Consider the following 15,933-nt stretch of genomic DNA (forward strand, 5'->3'; position numbering starts at 1 on the left):
GTTATTAAGCTAAAGAGTAGAAATTATTATAGCTATGTTTATGGAGAAACGAGTTTTGCTCTATTGGGTCCTATATGTAATCATAACAATAACTCTAGTTGTTCATGTGATAATTGTAAGAAATCTATAAAACAGCAAAAACAAACTGAAGAAGAAGCAAAAAGACATATTTTAATATATACATTTTTGTATAAAAATATTAAAGCTCCGCCAATTGAAGAATTAACTCTAAAAGATGCTTTATATTTATTAAGTGTAGTAGAACATTCTGCTGCTGAAGACCTTGAATTTGTAAAGCCATATTTAAAAGGATATTCTGTACCGAGTTTAACACCGGACGAAGATTTAAATGATCATATTGTAGGGACATCTAGGTCGTAGAGATTTTGTATTAATTAATCCTTTAACAAACAGTCTTGACGCCTTCAAATTCAATCAAGAAAACGCATTAACAGACTATTATCCAAACAAAGTGTTATGGGATCTTTTGCCTAAATATGGATATTGAAGAAAAAAAAGAATATTTAAATTCTGTGCGAAATATAGTTAAAGGCGAATGGTCTTCATCATGGAAAAAAGAAGTCAGTGATATATGGCATCAAATTGCTAAATATGAATATATTATATCTCATTGAAAGACGATGAATATGATGCAGATAACATCGTTAGTATAATTATAAATAATATACATAAAAAAGTAAGTAAAGCACTTGGGGAGAAGTGGACAATAAAAAATTCTAAAATAGAGTGTTGCCGTTTACAAAGTGCAGTTAGCTCTACTTTTTTTGATTTGTTTTTAGGAATAAGGGATAAATATTTTGAGCGTATTATGCCACTTGAGTAAATAATAAATTTCTCAAAAATCTTAAAGAGATCATATTTGAGTGATAGTTTAATGTGTTGTATATCCTTTTAATTCTTCTGTAAAAATATTCCAATCCTCTTGCTAGTCTTCTAAACTAAGCGGCGATGGTAAAATCATTCTCGGCTTAATGGGAAAATACGAGAGCTTAAACCCCCATTTGATACCGTCTATAACTGTTATTGTTTTACGCTCATGATCAATTTTAATGGCATAAACGTGACCGATCCAGTAAGATAAAGGTTTAGAGAAAAGTGTGTAGTACCATAAAGGAGAATCATAAAAATCTTGTTCTAAAGTGTAAAATGGGTAATTGAGTTTTATATCACCGTCTATAAACTCTTGTAATTCCTTATCCGAGCAAATCAGTGCGAACTATGTGAAGCCAAGTATTATGTTTTGCATCTGTTTTAGTATGAATAATAGGGAAAGATGTATTAAAACAGTCTTTTTCAGCATTTGGGGTATAGGAAATATTAAATGCTATTCCCATAGAATTAACCTGTAGGCTTTGATGAGCATTTTTATATAAACAAATTCCTATATCATCAGCTACTTCATTATTTACGTCGGGATTATTGCCAATGCAAAGCAAAATTTACTCCGTATAAAGTAAGTAAAAATATACTAAGAAAGATTATTAATTTAAGAATACTTTTAGGGTTTAACATTTTTAGTTATCTCTTTTGCTTCTTTCCAAAGCTTCAGCATAAATTCTACGGATTGTCCTTGCAGATTTGGCAGGTTATGCTTTTTGGTAAGCATTTTTATTGCTCTCATACGTGTCTCAAATTTTTCATTTGTCTTGCTAAGCGTTGTCTCAACATCCAACCCTGAAAAAATACACAACGAAATCGCCGTATGGAGCAAATCCCCTATTTCTTCTTGTACTCTTTCCGGTGGTTCGGCATCGTCCATAGCTTCTTTTATCTCTCTACATTCATCTATTGCCTGCTCTAAAATCATCTCATGATCCGGCCAATCAAAACCATAGCCCCGTGCGTCTTGCTCAAGCAGAATTAAATTTTGTAGAGGATTTGTTAGATTCTAGATTCTTAACCATATACACCATATTAAATTCATAGTTTTGTGGCTTTAAATTAAATAATGGTTTAAAACCGCAAGCTTCATTGTATATTTACCGAATCCTTGATTTTGATAAGGCCTATCTACTACAAGTGACCTTAGTGCCAATTCATTTTCATTGAAAAATTCTATATGAGCAGTTGCAACGATTTTAACTCTTTTATATAACACAAAATGATAATGATTCTCTGCCGTTATAGTTGTATGGTTAGAATCATATTTTACGTTTATAGTATCAAAGATTTGTTCAGCTCGTATGCGATGGTATTCTTTCCACTCGCTATAATGTGTGCAACGCATAAGCCTAATGGAGTTATTACTTAAGTGCATAATTATATAGTGAAGTTAAAATTTTAAATGATTTTATGAAAATATTTAATAGTTATCGTGATTCAATTTTCATCAAAGATCATGTTAAATCGAAGCATATTATAGATAAAGAAAAAGAACAATTACGTTATGAAATACTTGAAAAAGAACATATTTGGCTTTTAGATAAGGCACTTGAAGCAAGATTTAAAAGTAAATAAACTACTTTGATAAGTTTATACATAAATATATTTTTTCTAAAAATTACTTGTGGGACGATTTATTATATCATAATTGAGATTAGTTAAATATGAATCAAGTTATAATAATCAACGGTCCTTCTTGTGCAGGTAAAACAACAATAGCCAAAGAAATTTGTAGGCAATCTAATAATAAATTTATTCATTTACAAATTGATCAAGTCGGAGCGTTTTATAGTACGATTTTTCCTATAGAATTTAAGTTTGCAGAAAATGAGGCCGGCACTGAAAACAATGATGATAGACTAAAAGGTCGTTTTAATAATAATAGGTTAGCAAGAAGAAAAATTGTTGCGTTGATATTGCTTACAACCGCAAAAGCATGATTAGATAAAAATTTTAATATTGTAATCGATACGGCACTAGATGGTCTGGATGCTCAAGAACTTGCTAAATTTTATCTTAAATATCTAAATGGTTACAAAATAACCTTTTTCAGGAATCTTTTGTCCGGTTGAAGAACGATTAAAAAGATTAAACACTAGAACTGACAACCTCTTCTTAACGGAAGATTTTGTAAGATTACAGAGTGGACAATATGATGTTTTTGAATCTTGTAGAAACTTCTATAATACTTGGTTCGATAACTCAAAGTGAAGGGCTATAGAAATTGCCTCTAAAATATTATCTATTTAATAGGAAAGCCCAGGACGGGTAAATATACTATAGCGAAAGAGCTTATGTTATATATGATAATAAGTTAATTAATAATACTATTTTTGCTTTGCTTGGATATGACGGTTTTAAGCAGATTCCAGAATTTGTATGGGATACAATCGGACGTATTAGAGATCATGTTTTTGAGTTTATCGTGCAAGAACCTTTTAATAGAATAGTTTGTGACAACGAGGTTGTATCAAAGAGTTGTTTCCGCTAGGCAACCATCTATGTCACTAGATGAACCTAAGAGTCTGAATAAAGAGACTCAAAATGAAATATTTACCGATTGTAAGACATGTGAAAGTTAAAATGGATACTACAATATATGATCCAGCATATAAGAAATATTTTGAAAAGCGTGAGCCGATTCAAAAGAAACTCATCACAATGTGCATTAAGGTTTGAGCTGTGTGCGGGAAAACCAGCATACACGATTCTTAGGAGAGTGGCAATTGCTGCTTATCTGATTTTACATTTATTAGGTGTCAGAAGAGATTAACATTAGACAATATTACTATTTTCACCCTTTTCATCCTGCACGTAAAAATCGTTTTTTTCATTCAATATATCATCACGGTTTGTATATAAAGATTCAATAAATAGAGTCCTTTAAAGCTAGTTGCACAGCTATATTATCCTGATCATGTCTTTCTATAGTTTTAGAAAAGCCCAAATTCTTTAACTACATTACCTAATTCTTTTATATTAGCTCGAAATCTAGTAGAATCAGAATGTGACATAGGTGTTTTTGAGAGCTTTATTATTTCGTTTCTACGTTCTTGTGTTTTAATAATAACTATTTTCTTTAAGTTATCGTCTAAATCTTCCATTCCAATTTTATTGCGAATAATATCGTTTATACTAATTACTTTATTTCCATGCTTTCTCTCATGCGTTGCTGCTACTATACTGCAAGCCAAATCTGTTAATATATCTATTAAGAAACTTTGCGTTATTAAACCTATACCTTTTACTAAAATTTTTATTATACCCTCTTGCTCATTAATATTATTTTTATAGTTTCAGCAATACAGCAAGCATTTATGATATTTTTATATTCCAATAAAATGCATTACAGTAATCGTATAATAATGGGCTTTCTTGTGCTAAACTTTCAATGTCTCAAAGATTTCTGCTTTTTGTATTGTTCCACTATAGTATTTTATTGTGGCTATCTATCTTAATTGCATAGGCATCTAATCTTTTATTTGCCCCGGCATCTAGTAATTTAAAATTACTGGTTTTCAACCTTATTTTTGCATCTTATTATCTGTTAACTGATTTTTTAAATAACATGCGGCTAAAAATTCTTGAATAGTTAAGTGAATAAATTGATCATTACTTCCTTTGCTTTTTAATCATCCTTGTTCTATAACTTCATCTATATCATTAGCTTCAGTTTTATTTTTATATTTTGTTTTTTTCTATATGCCTATTATTAAGCCAGTTTATTACTTCACTATATAAACGACTTATAAAATCTTGATTACTGTTTTTTTTTGAAATTTATCCCTTATGGCTTGATCACTCCAAACCAAACATATTAATGCAGTATTGATAGGAACTTCACATATTTCTTTTATTTGGCTATGAGTATCCAAAAAGCTTTTTAATTGCACTCCTAGCTCTTTATCATACTCAAAATTTTTATGTACATATTGCTCTATTCCCTCACTATCCCAGCCTGTCCTGTATTGTCTACTTTCCGCGCAAACCTGTTTTACGCATTTCTTCTACAACCACATTAAGTCTAGAACTCATTATTACGTTTTGATATTCTAATATTTTATCTATTAACTTTTTACATCTCGAGTATTTAGATGTGCTACTTCATCATACCCATCAAGTAATAACAACATCTTATCTTTATTTTGGATATCCATTATTTCCTTAACACTTAAGGTACTTTCACTACTGCCTAAACAATAATGGATAAAACAATTAAGCTTACTTTGAGATAAATTATTAATATCAAAATACCCACTATAACCGTCTTTCTAACTTTCATTTAATAATTCTTTTAACTCTCTAAAAACATAATCAAACTTATCGCTCCATAACTCCCCTTTTCCCCATTTATACGATAGATAATGCATTAACGTGGTTTTACCTATTCCTGCACTACCGAGCCACAGTACTTTACCGACATCTGCTTTTATTCTGTTTACTTGCTCAATTATATTTTTTATTTCTGATTCACTTGTATTAGGTAGATTTCTGCGAAGTATCTCAAACTTATGTTCTTCATTTAGTGACTTAACTATATTATCAATTTTTTCTTCTTGAACTTGATAATTTTTATTAAACAGCTCTCTTATCTTTCCGTATCTATGGCTTTAAAAATATTCTCTATTTCTATCGCTCTCTTTTCTCCGACAACTTTATCGCGTAATGCTGCTTTAGCTGCTTCATCGTCTTCACTAAATAATATCTGTAATTTTACTTAATATTCATCTAAAGACTGAGCTTTTTTCGTATCTTCTATTAGCTTTGGTAAAGTATCGTGAGAACTATATAAGGTTCTTAACTTGTCAGTTAATGATTGTACAGAAGGCTTCATATTTTTATTAGAAAACCTAATTAGATTAAAACAATTATAGGTGTGAGTTTAAGAATTTAATTTTATTTAAGCAATTTAACATTGATTAACCACAATAATTTATTTTTTTATTTATTGCAACTATTAATTATTAATGTATAAGATATTATACACTCAACAAAATTAGCACTTATAGTTATGAAATATTAGCCATAGGAATTTTAATAGCCGGTAATAATATATTTGTACAGGATACGAAGCCTGCTAAAGAATAAGAACAAAGAAGGATTATTAGAACTAAGCTGTAGAGGGCTTTAGCAACTATAGGGTTTTCAAATGCACTACGTACAATCTCATCATGTTTAGGCTTTTTTTGTATAATATAATTTTACGAAGAAAATAATTTTAATTAGAGGTAGTATTAAAGTGCAATATTATATATAAGTTTGTTGATAAAAAATGATTTATTTACTAATATTTATATTTCCATAAATAATATTAGTTTTATATGCTACTGCTACTTCCTGAAATAACTTTGACTTTAATAGCACTTTTAGGGCAGTTTTTTGCCATAATGATCCCAAATAAAAATAGAATTATTTCTAATATCATTATTTTACTATGCATATTATCAATTTTTCTTACCTTTAAGTACTCAAGTTATGAAGGAGTATGGTACTCATTTGCTACCGGAATAAATATCGGTATTAGTAAAAGCATAGTGCTACTATTCACTATTATCTCCATGATTATATACCGTGATTACTCTATTCTTGTTGCTGATGAATTAAAGTTTGAATTTATTACTTTAATGTTATTATCGGTTGTAGGTATTTTTGTTGCAATTTCATCACGGAATTTTCTATTATTATTCTGCGGTATGGAGCTTACTGCTTTAACTTCATATGCACTTGCAGGATTCAAATTAAATGATATGAAATCATCGGAAGGTGCTTTAAAATATTTTATCTTAGGTAGTTTAGTTAGTTGTTTATCATTATTCGGTATTTCTTTTATATACGGATTCGGCGGAAGCCTACAATTTGAGGATATCTTATATAAACTAAATGATAATTCCGGAATGAATCTTAGTTTAATAATCGGTATTGTACTATTTTTAAGTAGTATTTTCTTTAAACTCTCAAGTGTTCCACTCCATTTTTGGGTCCCTGACGTATATGAAGGATCACCGATTACTTCGGTTACTTATTTCAACGCTGCCTCAAAAATAGGTATGGTTATTGTTTTATTAAATATCAGCAAATTAATTATAGGTAATTACTATCCTATTAATTATAATTTAATAAAGATAATTGCTATATTATCTATGCTGTTTGGCGCTTTTGGAGCCATTCGTCAAACTTCTCTAAAAAGATTAATGGCTTATAGTACTATTTTAAATATCGGTTATGTATTAATCGGCGTTCTTCTGCATAATCAAGAAGGATATAAAGCAGCTCTACTATATATTCTAATATATGCTGTAGGGAGTATAGGATTTTTTACTTGCTTAATTATACTGCTCGGTAAAGACGTCGATAAAGCTAGTTTTAAAACTATACAAGGAATTGCAGAGTATCATAAAACTATAGCTGCCGTAATTAGCATAGTTATGTTTTCAATGATTGGAATCCCTCCTCTTACAGGATTTTTCGGTAAATATTACCTTTTTTACCAAGCAATTAATCAAGAAGAATTCGCATTAGCTTATTGTGGTATTTTTACCAGCGTAGTTGCTGCGTTTTATTATCTTAAAGTAGTAAAAGGCATGTATTTTGCTAAAAAGATTGAGATAATTAAGCTGCCGATGCAATATGGGCTTTTACTGATTAATTACTTAGTTGTAGGCTTCTTGTTGCTTGGTTCATTTATTATCTCGTTTTAGCCGGTGTAGACTTTTTATTAACAACACTAGCTGCAGTAGTTTGAGTAGGCTTCATAACCTTTCCTTTTAGATTCTTTATATGTTTTAGATTTTCTTCATCTAATTTTAATAAATCTTGGTCTTTTTGTTTAGCTTTTTTAGCTAGACCTAATTGACTTGGAGTAACACTAACAATATCATCCGTTCCAACTTCTTTCTTAAATTTTTCTAGAGCATCTACATATTCTCTGTTTGCATATATATTTGTCTTTACCAATTTTTGTTTTGGTTCTTTCTTTATTTTATCAGAAGAACCAGCTAAATTTCTTTCATCTTTAATATCTTCATTTAAACTTTTTATTGTCTTTATTAAATGTTTTTTCGCACTATCTCTAATACCAAGTATTTCTAAAATTCTTGCAAAATTAGTAGTAATGTTATTTCTTAATTTAAGTTTTTGTCCTCCTTTTTTTCTTTCTTCATAATTAAGAATTTTCGCAAAATAATCAGGATACTCTTTCATTAATGTTTTTAATCCTTGCTCTTTCACTTCGTAATAAGGAAAACTATATTTTTTAGAAATTAAACTATTTACTTTAATTTCTAAGCCGTATTCCTTTAAGGATTCTTGCCTTTTTTTCATTGTATCTATTAAACTAGCCTTAATTTCTTCAGGCGTTATGTCTTTAGATTGTGTATTATTAAATTGCTTTGGCATCGCTTGTTTTGCAAATTCTGCAATTGCTTCATTACTATAATATTTAGTTAATGCATCAAAACTTTTATCAATAGTTTTGCTTAAATCAATTTTAGAAACTGCAAGTAAGCTATCGGCAAAATTAGGATTTTTTGTTCTTAAATTAGAAGGAAATTCTCTAAAATGGTTAGTGGGACCGAATCCAGGCAAATGTTTGGCTCTGGAATGCGGATATATATTATTTGTTAAATTATCAAAACTACCAGCAAAATCAATTCTTACTAATTTAGGTAAAGTTTTTGGATTTTTTTGATCTCTGATAACTCCTATATTTCCAACATGTATATCAAAATCGCCGATCAATAAACTTGCCGGCATAATGTTTTCAAAGTTCTGATACTTAATTTCCTTAAAAGCATTTTCTAAGGTTCTAAATAATTTATTTCTAGTCCCCATAAAAAGTGGTCTACCGCCGTCCTTTCTAAACCAAGAACTCGGTTTAGTTTTAGCAGACATATGTTTATCCATGTCCACATACATATCACTACTATAATTCTCAAAAAATTCAGATTTGACATATATTTGCAAATCAACGGCTTTAGATTTATTAAAATCATCAGGAGCAATTAAATTAACCTTTGCTCCATTTCCAGGACTTATAGCTTCAAAAATTTGAGATCCTAAAAACTCGGCTATATTTTTTGAGCTTGAAGCCTCTTTTTTTATCATCGCCGTAATTTTACCGTCTAAGCTTTGATATACTCCGCCATGCTCTCCTACCTCATTAGCTCCGCCTCCTTTAGGCTTTAAAAAATTCCAACCTTTAAATACTGATTTCTTATTTTGCGTCATCTTCGCCTCTTTATAACGATTTACACTACATTGATAATTTTGATATAATTATAAAACATATTATTTATTTTATATCAGAAGCCGTTTTGTACCTAATTTTATTGTTCTTTAATATTTCAGCTACTTCAAGAGCTGCATAGGTAAATATACCTGTGGCACCGGCACGTTTAAAACTAATTAATGACTCCATCAAAGCTCTCTCCCAATCCATTGCCCCTGCTTCTGCTGCAAATTTTAACATTGCATATTCTCCACTAACCTGATATGCAAAAATTTTAGCATTTAAATTATTTGCCGCTTCACGAATAACATCCAAAAACGGCATACCAGGCTTCACCATTACCATATCGGCTCCCTCTGCTATATCATGCTCAATCTCAAGCATTGCTTCCTTAATATTACGTACATCCATTTGATAGCTTGATTTATCTAAATAATTCTTTTTATTACTCTTAACAGCATCGCGAAACGGACCGTAAAAACTTGAAGCATATTTAGCGGCATAAGCAAGAATTCCAACATTTATAAATCCCTCTTTGTCAAGATATTCCCTTATAGCCCTGATTCTTCCATCCATCATATCGGAAGGTGCAACAATATCTACTCCAGCTTTTGCTAGCACTAATGCCTGATTACACAAAGCGCTTACTGATCTATCATTATCAACTGCCCCATGATGCACAATACCATCATGACCATGTGTAGTATAAGGATCAAGGGCTACATCGCATATTATACCAATATCGATATTAGCGTTTTTGATGCTTCTAATAGTTCTACATATTAAATTATCTAAATTATAAGCCTCATCGGCATTGTCGCTTTTTAGACTTTGATCAATACTCGGAAATAATGCAATAACATTAATACCCAGCTCTGCTGCTTCTTTTGCCGTTTCTACTATTTGATCAATCGATAAACGATATATACCAGGCATAGTTTTAATTTCTTGCCTTTCATTATGTCCTTCAACAACAAATAAAGGCAACACTAAATCACTAACCGATAAATTACTTTCGGATATTAACTCTCTAAGCCAAAAAGCTTTTCTATTTCTTCTAAGTCTAATATGGGGGTACATAAAATTCATATCTCATTTTAGTTAATAACTTGGATTCTAATATATAAAATATATAATCTAACTATCTTATAGTAAAAATATTGCATTACAAAAAGAAATTTTGCTTGCAATTTATAAAAAATTTAAGCAAGCTGTTTAATTATATAAATAAACATAGGAGCTTAATATGGCACAAGATAATATTCCAAAATCAATACAAGATAGAATACAAGAGTGGGAAAAAAATCAAAAAATATGTCAAATAACCCACTAAAAAATACAAAACCGGCTGTTCCTCTAAAACCCACTTCTGAGCAAATAAAGGCATGGAACGAGGCACATAAAAAACAGACTGACTTAACTACACATTCCCAAGCACTTGATATATTTGTTGACACCCCATCTCCGCAAGTTGAAACCCAAAAGCCTATTGTTTTTTCAAAACCGGCTCCGGAACAAACAAAAGTACCGGAAACAACACCTAAAAAACAATCCAATTTAACCGTAAAAGAGAAAATAGAGCAATTTTTTAAAGATCATAATATTGATACTAAAGATGCTTTGATCCCGGAATTTAGCCACTATATAGCATTAAGCGGTTCTATGGCAGGGAAGCGTCTTGATGTTACTATTAAAGCTTATGAACAATCATTAGGACGGCTAATAAAACAAGTAGGAGTACCTCAAAAAGAGTTTGTTTCTTTTATAGAAGATGATCTAATCAAGAATCATCCACACAAAGATAAATTTGACAAAATCAATCAACATTATAAATTACCTGACCCACCTACACTATCTGATATAATTGATAATCTGAGAGAATTAGTAAACAATGATGATATAATAGCTCATTTGAAACAAAGTAGAAAACACATTGAATTTAAAGAAAAAGTAAATAATATTATTCAGATTTATGATGATAATAAACATAATCCAGCTGCTATAGCTCAAGTTGAAGCAAAACTGCAAGAGGTAGGTAAATGGTGTGAAGAAACTACAAAAATGGATAATAATCCTATTTGGAAAAATATTGGTAATTTTATACAATATTCTTTTACCAAAGATAAAGCTAAAGCTGCTTTTTATAAAGATGCTATAAAAATTCTACTCAAAATACTAAAAAAGCTATAGAAGAAATACAAAAATCTCTCACCAACCCTTCTCCTCATTCATCTAATGTTCCACCGTCGAAGCATCAAGGAGAAAGATATAGAAGCTAATAAAAACTTTTAGGATCGATATCTATTTTTAGATGGCAAAAAGAAGGAATTTTTATAAGGCTTAGCCAAAATTTTAAATATTTCTGCAAATTAAATTTCTTATCGGCTATAATAAGTATTCGGTAACGATATTTACCAGCGAGCTTTGACATTAATGAGCTTGCCGGTCCTAAAATTTTCACGTTTGCTTTTGGTGCAATTCGGACCATATCCCTAGCAATTTCTAGAATTTTAGCTTCACTGGAACCTGACAAAATTACCGATGCTGTTTTGGAAAATGGCGGCATATCTGCTGATTTTCTTATTTCAAGTTCATTTGCAAAAAAACTATCTTCATCACCGGCTTTAACATAACTAAAAATTGTATTATCAGGATAATAGCTTTGTAAATATACTACACCTTTACTATCTCCTCTACCCGCTCTACCACCTACCTGATGTAGTAGCTGAAAAGTTCGCTCAGATGCTCTAAGATCGGCATTATTGCTTCCAAGATCGGCATCTATTACTCCAACTAAAGTAAGATTCGGAAAGTGATAACCTTTTGTTATTATTTGTGTGCCTATTAAAATATCAATTTCTAAATTTTCCATTTGATGTAGAAGCTGTGCTATTTTTTCCGGGCTTTTAGCATGATCTTTACTTATCACTGCAATTTTACTCTCAGGAAAAAGTGCTTTTGCTTCTTCCTCTATTCTCTCTATACCTGGACCACAGATAGTTAATGTTTCATCCTCTAGACATTCAGGACAAGAACTAAAAATTTTACTTTGATAACCGCAATGGTGACATTCAAGTTTTTTAGTCGCTTTATGTACTACCATCCAAGAAGAGCAGAATTTACAGGTCAATCTGTGACCGCAAGCTTTGCATAGCATGAGCGGAGCATAACCACGCCTATTAAGAAATAATAAGACTTGCTTTTTATTATCTAAATTACCTTTGATAGCTTCTATAAGAAGCTTGGATAAATAGGAATTCTTAGATAGCTTTTCTTTAGTCATGTCGATTATTTCTATATTTGGCAAATCGACATTTTTGTATCTATTAACCAATGTAACCAATTGATATTTACCAATTTCTATATTATGTATCGTTTCAATAGACGGTGTTGCCGAACACAAAACAATTTGTGCTTTATCAAATGTACCTCTTACGATAGCCGTATCCCTAGCATTATATAATATACCGTCATCTTGTTTATAGGAATCGTCATGTTCCTCATCTATAACTATTAAACCGAGATTTTTAAAAGGTAAAAACAAACTACTTCTAGCCCCAATTACTACTTTAACTTTATCGCTTAATATACCTCTTAAAATCATTTTCTTGTGAGCTTTGGTAACGCTTGAGTTCCATATGATAGGCTCAAAACCGAATCGCTCTATAAAACGATTAATAATTTGTGTACTTAAAGCAATTTCAGGCAACATAACAAGCACTTGTTTGCCTTTTGCTAAGTAATCTGCTATTAGATGAAAATATATTTCTGTTTTACCTGATCCCGTAACACCTTTAACAAGTGTTGGCTTATTACTTTCATTTAAAATTGTTACTGCTTGTTTCTGCTCTTCTGACAAATCAGGTAGCACAAAGTTATTATTGACTTTCTGCTCCTTAACTTTAATCGGTTTTTCAGCAATATCCATAGGTAATACTAACTTGGCTATGCTCCCAAGCTCTGACATATAGTAGCTACTCATCCATTTAATTAATTCTAAAACTTCTGAAGTAATATTTAAGTTTAACGGTACTTTCGCTCTAATAGTTTTTATTTTTTTTGCCTCGGAATTTGAAACAAGCTCCCATACTATGCCGGTTAATTCCTTATTTCTAAAAGGCACTACAACAAGATCACCTATGTTTAGCTCTAAATCTTCAGGTATTAAATAATCTAGCGGAAATAATTTTGCTACCGGTAATAATATTTTTGCTATTCGCATATATAATGTATTTTATAATTTTTTTTTTATTATATACTAAACTGATAAATTATAGAAACCTAGATGAATAAAGAAACAAAAATTGTTATAGCAATTTCTGGAGCTTCAGGCACAATATACGGTATTCGTTTGCTTGAAGTACTAAAACAACAAAATATCGAAACTCATTTGGTTATTTCAGAGGGAGCAGCTCTTACTATAAAGCTCGAAACTAAATATTCTATAGATAAAGTTAAGCTACTGGCTAATTATTATTATGACGATAAAGATTTAGGTGCTACCATTTCAAGCGGCTCTTTTAAAACTTCAGGCATGATAATAGCCCCTTGTAGTATGAAGACCTTAGCAAGTATTGCTCACTCAATGGAAGATAATTTAATTAGTAGAGCGGCAGGTGTTGTACTTAAAGACAGAAGGAAACTTATTTTAATGACCCGTGAAACTCCTTTGCATATCGGACATTTAGAAAATATGTTAAAAGTAGCGAGTTACGGCGGCATTATATCGCCGCCCGTGCCGGCTTTTTATAATAACCCTGTAAATATAGATGATATAGTGAATCATTCTATTACTAGAGTTTTAGATTTTTTCGATATCGAAACTAATTTAATTAAACGCTGGGATAGTTATGAGCAATAAAGTATCAACTTTACTATTAAAACTTGCATTTAAAAAAGCCTGTAATATTATTAATAAATATTTTTCACCGGAAGAAAGTTTAGTAGATAAATTAATCGCTGAACATAGAAATGAAGCAAAGAATGAATAATGTACAATGTTCTGTTTTGGGCTTTGTTGTGTGGATCGGTTTTAACGTCATTGCGAGGAAATTACATAAGTAATTGACGAAGCAATCCAGTAAAAATGCTGATTTACAGAATTTTTTTATCACCACGCAGCCTACGGCTGCTTGCAATGACGACTCGGTATCCACGCAACAATACCTCGTGGGAATGACATAAAGGGCTTCTTTTTTCAAACCATATAATAATTTAACAAACAACAATGGCACGTAATAAAATAAATAACGAAACAAATATATTAGCTGATAACGAAGATAATTTACCTATACCAAGGGTTTTACCTTCAAATGTTCAAGCAGAGCAAATGCTACTTGGGGCGATTTTAACCAATAACGAATTACTAAATTACGTATCGGAATTTTTACGTGATGAACATTTTTTTGAACCTATTCATAAAAAAATCTATAAGGCAATTGAGAAAATTACTGAAAAAGGGCTGACAGCTACACCTATTACTTTACGTAGTATGTTAACTCAAGATGCACTATTTCAAGAAGTAGAAGGAGCGGAGTATTTAGCAAAATTGATAACTATGTCAATGATGGTAATAAATCCGGTTGATTATGGTAAAATAATATATGATTTAGCAATAAAGCGTAATTTAATAAATATCGGTGAAGAAGTAGTAAATAATGCCTATAATTCTTCATTAGAAGTTGAAGCAAAGGAACAGATTGAACATGCCGAAGCTAAACTTTACGATTTAGCTAGCGAAGGTTTGAATGAAAAAAGTTTTACCAAAATCGGTATATCTATTTCAGAATCACTAGCTAGTATTAATAGGGCTATGAAAAATAATGATCATATAATTGGTATATCTACCGGTTTGATTGATCTAGATAATAAATTATGCGGCTTTCATAATTCCGATCTTATAATTCTTGCAGGACGTCCGTCTATGGGTAAAACGGCATTTGCTATAAATCTTGCACTTAATGCCTGTAATAATATGCGTCTTAAAAATATTAGAGAGAATAAAGAAATTCAGTCAGTAGGTTTTTTCTCTTTAGAAATGTCCTCAGAACAGCTAACCACACGTCTACTTTCAATGTGTGCAGAAATTGATTCTACTTCTCTTCGTACGGGGATTCTAGGTGAAGAAAAATATAACCGTCTTCGCAAGGAAGCAAATACTTTATCGGAATTACAATTTTTTATCGATGATACCCCTGCTCTATCTATTTCCGCTATAAGAACAAGAGCTAGAAGAATGAAACGCAAGCATAATCTCGGTATATTATTTATTGATTATTTACAATTAATTAGAGGAGTAAGTAAATCCGAAAATAGAGTTAGCGAGATTTCAGAAATAACCCAAGGTTTAAAAGCAATAGCAAAAGAGTTAAATATTCCGGTTATTGCGTTATCTCAGCTTTCAAGAGCGGTAGAACTACGTGAGGACAAAAAACCTATGCTATCCGATCTTCGAGAATCGGGAACTATAGAACAGGATGCTGATATAGTAATGTTTATTTATCGTGAAGAATATTATTTAACTAGAAAAGAACCGGCAGCAGGCGATGCTAAACATGCCGCATGGTTAGATAAGCTCAACAAAGTATATAATATTGCCGATATAATTGTTGCAAAACATCGTAACGGACCAGTTGGAAATGTTCCGCTTTATTATGATAGTCAATTTTCTAAATTTGGTAATTTGGAGACAAGAACTTTTAACTCTAATTAAATCAGAATTGTTTTACGTCATTATTGCGTGGATACCAAATCGTCATTGCGAGCGAACGTTAGTGAGCGTGGCAATCTCAGGAATTTTTCCT

General features: G+C 31.0%; 18 protein-coding genes. 10 read left to right on the forward strand and 8 right to left on the reverse strand.

All coding sequences use genetic code 11. The features are described from left to right. Positions 1-63: 63 nt before the first annotated feature. From RSA_RS03980 to RSA_RS03985, 3 genes are all read left to right on the forward strand, one after another. Positions 64-381 carry a hypothetical protein gene (locus tag RSA_RS03980; RefSeq protein WP_014364797.1) on the forward strand — a complete coding sequence of 106 codons (318 nt, stop codon included), beginning with the start codon at positions 64-66 and terminating at the stop codon, positions 379-381. A 116-nt stretch (positions 382-497) separates the two neighbouring features. Further along, the gene (locus RSA_RS08955) at positions 498-635 is read left to right on the forward strand and encodes a hypothetical protein (RefSeq protein ID WP_014362884.1); all 138 of its coding nucleotides are present in this window, start codon (positions 498-500) and stop codon (positions 633-635) included. After that, a complete protein-coding gene (locus RSA_RS03985; RefSeq protein ID WP_014364798.1) occupies positions 632-844 on the forward strand; it encodes a hypothetical protein in 213 nt (70 codons plus the stop codon). The genes RSA_RS08955 and RSA_RS03985 overlap by 4 nt, the downstream gene beginning before the upstream one ends. A gap of 370 nt (positions 845-1,214) precedes the next feature. Here the strand turns inward: RSA_RS03985 and RSA_RS03990 are convergent, their stop codons facing one another. From RSA_RS03990 to RSA_RS04000, 3 genes are all read right to left on the reverse strand, one after another. Then, complete coding sequence (locus RSA_RS03990; RefSeq protein WP_014364799.1) at positions 1,215-1,457, reverse strand: hypothetical protein; 243 nt, start codon at positions 1,455-1,457, stop codon at positions 1,215-1,217. Between the two features lie 62 nt (positions 1,458-1,519). Beyond that, positions 1,520-1,828, reverse strand: a complete 309-nt coding sequence (locus tag RSA_RS03995; protein ID WP_014364800.1) for a MazG nucleotide pyrophosphohydrolase domain-containing protein — start codon at positions 1,826-1,828, stop codon at positions 1,520-1,522. Between the two features lie 129 nt (positions 1,829-1,957). Beyond that, positions 1,958-2,248 carry a GNAT family N-acetyltransferase gene (locus RSA_RS04000; protein ID WP_014364801.1) on the reverse strand — a complete coding sequence of 97 codons (291 nt, stop codon included), beginning with the start codon at positions 2,246-2,248 and terminating at the stop codon, positions 1,958-1,960. A 65-nt stretch (positions 2,249-2,313) separates the two neighbouring features. Here RSA_RS04000 and RSA_RS08960 point away from each other — a divergent pair, with 65 nt between their 5' ends. Continuing rightward, complete coding sequence (locus RSA_RS08960) at positions 2,314-2,478, forward strand: hypothetical protein (RefSeq protein WP_014364802.1); 165 nt, start codon at positions 2,314-2,316, stop codon at positions 2,476-2,478. An 89-nt stretch (positions 2,479-2,567) separates the two neighbouring features. After that, on the forward strand, positions 2,568-2,843 hold the full coding sequence (locus tag RSA_RS04005) for a phosphotransferase-like protein (RefSeq protein ID WP_014364803.1): 276 nt from the start codon (positions 2,568-2,570) through the stop codon (positions 2,841-2,843). A 993-nt stretch (positions 2,844-3,836) separates the two neighbouring features. Here RSA_RS04005 and RSA_RS09535 read toward each other — a convergent pair. Together RSA_RS09535 and RSA_RS10290 are read right to left on the reverse strand one after the other, a co-directional pair. Further along, positions 3,837-4,097: a hypothetical protein gene (locus RSA_RS09535; RefSeq protein ID WP_014364544.1), complete on the reverse strand. Its 261-nt coding sequence runs from the start codon at positions 4,095-4,097 to the stop codon at positions 3,837-3,839. Between the two features lie 1,077 nt (positions 4,098-5,174). Continuing rightward, positions 5,175-5,273, reverse strand: a complete 99-nt coding sequence (locus RSA_RS10290; RefSeq protein ID WP_014364805.1) for a hypothetical protein — start codon at positions 5,271-5,273, stop codon at positions 5,175-5,177. A 951-nt stretch (positions 5,274-6,224) separates the two neighbouring features. Here RSA_RS10290 and nuoN point away from each other — a divergent pair. Continuing rightward, positions 6,225-7,601 (forward strand): NADH-quinone oxidoreductase subunit NuoN, encoded by a 1,377-nt coding sequence (nuoN, locus tag RSA_RS04025; protein ID WP_014364807.1) that lies wholly within the window; start codon positions 6,225-6,227, stop codon positions 7,599-7,601. On the opposite strand, the gene RSA_RS04030 is transcribed toward nuoN, so the two are convergent. Next, positions 7,588-9,129 (reverse strand): hypothetical protein, encoded by a 1,542-nt coding sequence (locus RSA_RS04030; RefSeq protein ID WP_014364808.1) that lies wholly within the window; start codon positions 9,127-9,129, stop codon positions 7,588-7,590. The genes nuoN and RSA_RS04030 overlap by 14 nt on opposite strands. 64 nt (positions 9,130-9,193) lie before the next feature. Continuing rightward, positions 9,194-10,210 (reverse strand): porphobilinogen synthase, encoded by a 1,017-nt coding sequence (hemB, locus tag RSA_RS04035; RefSeq protein ID WP_014364809.1) that lies wholly within the window; start codon positions 10,208-10,210, stop codon positions 9,194-9,196. A 234-nt stretch (positions 10,211-10,444) separates the two neighbouring features. On the opposite strand from hemB, the gene RSA_RS09540 reads away from it, so the two are divergent. After that, positions 10,445-11,320, forward strand: coding sequence for a hypothetical protein (locus RSA_RS09540; RefSeq protein ID WP_231284203.1), 876 nt, complete (start codon positions 10,445-10,447; stop codon positions 11,318-11,320). 85 nt (positions 11,321-11,405) lie between these two features. On the opposite strand, the gene RSA_RS04045 is transcribed toward RSA_RS09540, so the two are convergent. Then, a complete protein-coding gene (locus RSA_RS04045; RefSeq protein WP_012150977.1) occupies positions 11,406-13,352 on the reverse strand; it encodes a primosomal protein N' in 1,947 nt (648 codons plus the stop codon). A 63-nt stretch (positions 13,353-13,415) separates the two neighbouring features. On the opposite strand from RSA_RS04045, the gene RSA_RS04050 reads away from it, so the two are divergent. The 3 genes from RSA_RS04050 (at position 13,416) to RSA_RS04055 (ending at position 15,842) form a co-directional block, all read left to right on the forward strand. After that, on the forward strand, positions 13,416-13,991 hold the full coding sequence (locus tag RSA_RS04050) for a UbiX family flavin prenyltransferase (RefSeq protein ID WP_014364811.1): 576 nt from the start codon (positions 13,416-13,418) through the stop codon (positions 13,989-13,991). Next, positions 13,981-14,121 (forward strand): hypothetical protein, encoded by a 141-nt coding sequence (locus RSA_RS08970; protein ID WP_014364812.1) that lies wholly within the window; start codon positions 13,981-13,983, stop codon positions 14,119-14,121. The genes RSA_RS04050 and RSA_RS08970 overlap by 11 nt, the downstream gene beginning before the upstream one ends. A gap of 236 nt (positions 14,122-14,357) precedes the next feature. Beyond that, positions 14,358-15,842: a replicative DNA helicase gene (locus tag RSA_RS04055; protein ID WP_014364814.1), complete on the forward strand. Its 1,485-nt coding sequence runs from the start codon at positions 14,358-14,360 to the stop codon at positions 15,840-15,842. Positions 15,843-15,933 lie beyond the last annotated feature (91 nt).

This window comes from Rickettsia philipii str. 364D (genome assembly GCF_000283995.1).
GTDB classification, from domain to species: domain Bacteria; phylum Pseudomonadota; class Alphaproteobacteria; order Rickettsiales; family Rickettsiaceae; genus Rickettsia; species Rickettsia rickettsii.

Bases quoted from the DNA above. Each gene is read 5' to 3' on its own strand.
- RSA_RS04055 (WP_014364814.1), top strand. From the start codon at position 14,358: ATGGCACGTAATAAAATAAATAACGAAACAAATATATTAGCTGATAAC.
- RSA_RS04000 (WP_014364801.1), bottom strand. From the start codon at position 2,248: ATGCGTTGCACACATTATAGCGAGTGGAAAGAATACCATCGCATACGA.
- RSA_RS09540 (WP_231284203.1), top strand. From the start codon at position 10,445: ATGTCAAATAACCCACTAAAAAATACAAAACCGGCTGTTCCTCTAAAA.
- RSA_RS03995 (WP_014364800.1), bottom strand. From the start codon at position 1,828: ATGATTTTAGAGCAGGCAATAGATGAATGTAGAGAGATAAAAGAAGCT.
- RSA_RS04030 (WP_014364808.1), bottom strand. From the start codon at position 9,129: ATGACGCAAAATAAGAAATCAGTATTTAAAGGTTGGAATTTTTTAAAG.
- RSA_RS08960 (WP_014364802.1), top strand. From the start codon at position 2,314: ATGAAAATATTTAATAGTTATCGTGATTCAATTTTCATCAAAGATCAT.
- nuoN (WP_014364807.1), top strand. From the start codon at position 6,225: ATGCTACTGCTACTTCCTGAAATAACTTTGACTTTAATAGCACTTTTA.
- RSA_RS04050 (WP_014364811.1), top strand. From the start codon at position 13,416: ATGAATAAAGAAACAAAAATTGTTATAGCAATTTCTGGAGCTTCAGGC.
- RSA_RS08970 (WP_014364812.1), top strand. From the start codon at position 13,981: ATGAGCAATAAAGTATCAACTTTACTATTAAAACTTGCATTTAAAAAA.
- RSA_RS04045 (WP_012150977.1), bottom strand. From the start codon at position 13,352: ATGCGAATAGCAAAAATATTATTACCGGTAGCAAAATTATTTCCGCTA.
- hemB (WP_014364809.1), bottom strand. From the start codon at position 10,210: ATGTACCCCCATATTAGACTTAGAAGAAATAGAAAAGCTTTTTGGCTT.
- RSA_RS04005 (WP_014364803.1), top strand. From the start codon at position 2,568: ATGAATCAAGTTATAATAATCAACGGTCCTTCTTGTGCAGGTAAAACA.
- RSA_RS10290 (WP_014364805.1), bottom strand. From the start codon at position 5,273: ATGCATTATCTATCGTATAAATGGGGAAAAGGGGAGTTATGGAGCGAT.
- RSA_RS08955 (WP_014362884.1), top strand. From the start codon at position 498: ATGGATATTGAAGAAAAAAAAGAATATTTAAATTCTGTGCGAAATATA.